This is a genomic window from Microcystis sp. LE19-10.1B (assembly GCF_027530565.1).
In the GTDB taxonomy this organism is placed as follows: Bacteria; Cyanobacteriota; Cyanobacteriia; order Cyanobacteriales; family Microcystaceae; genus Microcystis; species Microcystis aeruginosa.
The window spans coordinates 1-4,454 of the sequence record NZ_JAPZQM010000759.1 but is presented as its reverse complement, the minus strand read 5'-3'; the positions used below and the strand labels follow the sequence as shown (position 1 = coordinate 4,454).

Below are 4,454 nucleotides of genomic sequence, written 5' to 3'. Positions count from 1 at the left end.
AAAGTGTCTAATACTCGTAGAGATTGGCACTTTAAATTAAGTCATTACCTTTGCGATTTTGCTGATAATATCTTCGTTGAGGATATTAACTTCGTTTCCTGGTCTAGAGGGATCGTTAGAAAACAATCTCTAGATTCGGGTGTCGGTAGTTTTATTAACGAGATACTACCCTTTGTCGCTTGGAAACGGAGAAAATATTATCTTAAGGTCGATAAAAACGGAACTTCGCAAGAGTGTCCGAATTGTGGCGCGATTACCGGCAAAAAAGCGTTATCGGAAAGAGTTCACCGGTGTGATTCTTGCGGCCACATTGAACCGAGAGATACGGCATCAGCGAAGGTAATCGAGAACCGAGGAAAAAACGCGGTCGGACTGACCGTGTTAGAAAACGCTTGCGGAGGCGATCTGACGGGGATCGACCGGGTTAAACCAGGTCGATCTAGTTAAAAGCCTAAGAACCGAGAATCCCCCGCTACACCGCGCGAGCGGTTAGCGGGGGAGAGTCAATTCCCATTCTCCTGTCTTCTGTCTCCTGTCTCCTATCTCCTGATTTAAGCATAAATACTTGTTGACAACTCATAGTCGTTATGAGTACACTTAATTTAGACAAACTCAAAATGAGTACGACTTAGCAATTAGGAGTTGACGATTATGCTACCAAACCGAGAAGGGCAGAGAGTTCCCGATGTCACCTTTCCTGTACGTCAAAATAATCAATGGGTGAACATCACCAGCGAGGAATTATTCAAAGGAAAAACCGTTGTTCTTTTTGCCTTACCCGGGGCATTCACTCCCACCTGTTCCACCTCCCATTTACCCGGATATAACGAATTAGCCCCAGTTTTTCGGGAAAATGGCGTAGATACTATTGTTTGCTTGTCGGTGAATGATACCTTTGTCATGAACGAGTGGGCAAAAGATCAAGAATGTGATAATGTCGTCTTGATTCCCGACGGTAACGGCGAATTTAGCGCAGGAATGGGGATGTTAGTCGATAAAGCTGACTTAGGTTTCGGTCAACGTTCTTGGCGCTATTCGATGCTAGTCAAAGATGGTGTTATCGAGAAAATGTTCATTGAACCGGAAGAACCGGGAGATCCTTTCAAAGTCTCCGATGCAGAAACGATGCTAAACTACATCAACCCAGAAGCCAAAAAACCGCCTTTAATCTCTCTTTTCTCGAAAGTCGGCTGTCCCTACTGCCTCCGGGCCAAGAAAATGTTAGAAGAAAAAGGCCTACAATACGAAGAAATTATCCTCGGACGGGATGCCACCAGTCGTTCTCTGCGGGCCATGAGTGGTAATACCACCACCCCACAAGTCTTCATTGACGGCCAATTAATTGGCGGTTCGGAAGAATTAGCGGCTTATTTAGGAGCATAATTAATCAGCTATCAGCTATCAGCCTCTGATTTTTCAATTAATTAGCCATTTTTCTAGTTATCAACACTATTATCTAGCTGACGGCTGAGGGCGATGTTAATCAATTCTGAAAGGGGATGTGTATAACTTGAGCTTAATTGTAGGATCAAAATCAGTCCCCTCTACACGGACACAAGTGAGAAAATTATCGAGTATTCTGTTAACTGATCAAGGAGAAAGATTATGGTAGCCACTCCAGTCAAAACCAAAACCACGGGACAATACTACGCCACCCGCATCGATTTAGCATTAGATATCCGCAAAGCTGTGGTTGAAATCTTAAGCCAAACCCTTGCCGCTAGTTTAGACCTAAAAACTCAGGTTAAACAGGCCCACTGGAATGTAAAAGGTTTAAATTTCTACCAATTGCACAGCCTATTCGACGAAATGGCCACGGAATTAGAAGGCTATGGGGACATGGTAGCAGAACGGATTACCGCTTTAGGTGGAACCGCTTTGGGAACAGCGCGCATCGCTGCCGCTAACTCGATTCTGCCGGAATATCCGGCTGATATCGTCGATGGTAGTGAACATATCGTTGCTTTAGCCGAACGTTATGCCTTATACGCCGCCCATCTTCGTTCTGCTATTGATACCACTGGCAATCAAGGGGATGCCGACACAGCAGATCTCTATACGGAAATCTCCCGGGACATCGATAAACGTCTCTGGTTCCTAGAAGCGCATCTGATTAAATCGGAAGATGTTATCAGATAAATTTGGGGTGTATTAACTTAGCTTAATACACCTTAAATTCTCGTAATCGGTAAACGTAGCCAATCACTTAACTGTTGTGCCAACCAATCTAATTCCGCTTCGCTAACATCTTCACTGGCAGTGATAACATATTCTCGATGGTTGGCAACGAGAACCAGAGAAGGAGGAATAATATTAACATTTTCTCCCTGCATAGTGACGGTGACATTGCGACGGAGGAGACTATAAATTTCGGAACTAGCAGCATCGGCAGTTAGTTTAAATTTCAGCCCCCAGAGTTTTTGGTAGAGAGAAACTTTTTTGGGGGTAAGTTTTAACTCTAGTTCCCCCTGCCAAAAAGATTTCCATAACTGCCAAGATAAACTAGAGGAGATTAAATTGAGCAGAAAAATTAGGATAATCGGGATTAAAAAAGCGACCAGTTTGAGCTCATAAATACCGACTATGGTTAAGAGAATGAACGTAAAGAATAGGGATGGTAAAAACTGTCTTAACTGGGTTTTGAGATTGTTGAAAAACTTTTGTTTGGTTTTACTAGCGATTTTTATTTGCAGGAGATTATCTTTTTTATAAACAGTAACTTCGCTGCCGTAGGGTTTGGTCAGATTGCCAATAAATACTAGGATCAATTGACAACTATATAAGCTGGCTAAAGCTTCTGTCACCGAACGAAAATGAGAGTCTGGGGGGGAGTTTGATAATCTTTTTAACCAATAGATGAAAAAAGCGCTTAGATTAGTTTTTTGTTCAAAGTTTTCGGGTATGTAACGATGCTTAATCCCCGTGGCTAAACTAATCAAACTTTTACCTATATCCTGTAAGTCCGTGGTGGGAGAATCGGAATCAAAGGCAAAATCAACTAGATAAAAACGATGGGACTGGGTATCAAAGAGGATATTACTAAGTTTAATATTGCCGTGGTTAATGGGGACATCCTGCTGATGGAGATAGGAGAGAATCTCCAAAAGATATTTGGCAATTTGTTTGAGGTCTTGTTCTGCTAACAAATAACTGGAGTTAAGATAGTTTTCTAAAGGCTGCGCTGATAAATAAGGTCGGACAATAGCGATGATTGCTTCCTGGGATGAATCTATCTCAAAGCTATCGAGGTATTTGGGGAGAGATGGGTGGGAGAGTTGTCGCAATAGGGCAATTTTACCAGTTATTTCTCCGATAAACTGACTCCCTTGCCCCCTAGGAACAGAAATAAGTTTAATGATAACTAACTGGGTGGTGTGTCTGTCCCTAGCTAAGATAGTTTTTTTTCCCAGTAACTGTTGGACTTGATAACGACTATGGAGAACTCGATCGAGCATGGGGGAGGATGGAGTAAGTAGTATCTCTAGGATAGCTCACTCTGGAAACCCTAGCCGCCATCTTTAGCATCCTTTTAATATTTTAACAATTGATTAAAAATTGCCGCTTTACCTAGAAAGAACTGCTAGGGCAGTCCTATTTGAGTTATTTTAATTATCTATTCGCCAAGGCTGCCAGCAAGGGGAGAGCAAAAGGGAACGGTGAGCATTTCTAAGACTGCCATGACTTTTTCTTGTTAGTTAATTGCCTAGTAATCCTAACGGATTGATAGGGGAAATTAACGGATAAAAAAAATCGCTTCAATCCCTGCTTCTCCTGTTTCTTATGAGAAGGTTTCCAACCTTACCTATTTGACCTAATAGGTAAGGAGAGCGGATTATAAAATCTCTAAGACTGCTGTTATCAAAGTGTTTCCAACCTTATCTATTTCACCTAATAGGTAAGGAAGAAGAGTAGGGCTAATTCCGGAATTAGCCCTACTTTTTTAGTTTCCAACTAATCCTATTTGACCTAATAGGTAAGGATCTACCAGCAATTTCCTGCATTATTCACGCCAGACCGACGTTTCCAACTAATCCTATTTGACCTAATAGGTAAGGGATAATGGGACACAAAGCTGGGTAGAGCAGGATTTTGTTTCCAACTAATCCTATTTGACCTAATAGGTAAGGTCACTGGTGTTCCAACAGCAATTCTCATTTTGAAAAAAATCAGATAAAATTCTCTTATTTAAATAGAGAACTTGTGTAGAAGCATTATTTTTTGATAGATAATTATCATCCAAGGCTGGAGATAGACAGGTTTTAAGAACTCTGTCCATGAAAAATCGATTTCAACTCATAAATTCAGATGAAATTCGGTTCTTCGTTACTTGGTATGGTTCGATAGGGGGGCATAAATCGACTAAATCCTTATCTGGCAAGAGACTTAATTGATTAGTTCGCTCTAGAGCAAAAACAATTGACAAAAATCGCTAAATGCCTTTCTATATAAGGGTT

At 41.4% G+C, this 4,454-nt stretch carries 5 protein-coding genes and 1 CRISPR repeat array; of the genes, 3 read left to right on the top strand and 2 right to left on the bottom strand.

Translation table 11 applies throughout. The features are described from left to right. The 3 genes from O9332_RS27540 to dps form a co-directional block, all read left to right on the top strand. A partial coding sequence (locus O9332_RS27540) for an RNA-guided endonuclease InsQ/TnpB family protein (protein ID WP_288028205.1) occupies positions 1–447 on the top strand: 447 nt, incomplete at its 5' end. 204 nt (positions 448–651) lie between these two features. Further along, the gene (locus O9332_RS27535) at positions 652–1,383 is read left to right on the top strand and encodes a glutathione peroxidase (protein ID WP_002758590.1); all 732 of its coding nucleotides are present in this window, start codon (positions 652–654) and stop codon (positions 1,381–1,383) included. A 222-nt stretch (positions 1,384–1,605) separates the two neighbouring features. Beyond that, positions 1,606–2,139, top strand: coding sequence for a DNA starvation/stationary phase protection protein Dps (gene dps / locus O9332_RS27530; protein ID WP_002758588.1), 534 nt, complete (start codon positions 1,606–1,608; stop codon positions 2,137–2,139). A 32-nt stretch (positions 2,140–2,171) separates the two neighbouring features. Here dps and O9332_RS27525 read toward each other — a convergent pair whose 3' ends face one another. Continuing rightward, positions 2,172–3,455, bottom strand: coding sequence for a protein kinase domain-containing protein (locus O9332_RS27525; RefSeq protein ID WP_002758587.1), 1,284 nt, complete (start codon positions 3,453–3,455; stop codon positions 2,172–2,174). Between the two features lie 333 nt (positions 3,456–3,788). Continuing rightward, positions 3,789–4,127: a CRISPR direct-repeat array (repeat unit 36 nt; unit sequence GTTTCCAACTAATCCTATTTGACCTAATAGGTAAGG). A 161-nt stretch (positions 4,128–4,288) separates the two neighbouring features. After that, positions 4,289–4,423: a hypothetical protein gene (locus O9332_RS27520; RefSeq protein WP_288028207.1), complete on the bottom strand. Its 135-nt coding sequence runs from the start codon at positions 4,421–4,423 to the stop codon at positions 4,289–4,291. Positions 4,424–4,454 lie beyond the last annotated feature (31 nt).

What these genes read in the sequence shown, in the direction of transcription:
- O9332_RS27535 (WP_002758590.1), top strand. Translation starts at nt 652, where the DNA reads ATGCTACCAAACCGAGAAGGGCAGAGAGTTCCCGATGTCACCTTTCCT.
- dps (WP_002758588.1), top strand. Translation starts at nt 1,606, where the DNA reads ATGGTAGCCACTCCAGTCAAAACCAAAACCACGGGACAATACTACGCC.
- O9332_RS27525 (WP_002758587.1), bottom strand. Translation starts at nt 3,455, where the DNA reads ATGCTCGATCGAGTTCTCCATAGTCGTTATCAAGTCCAACAGTTACTG.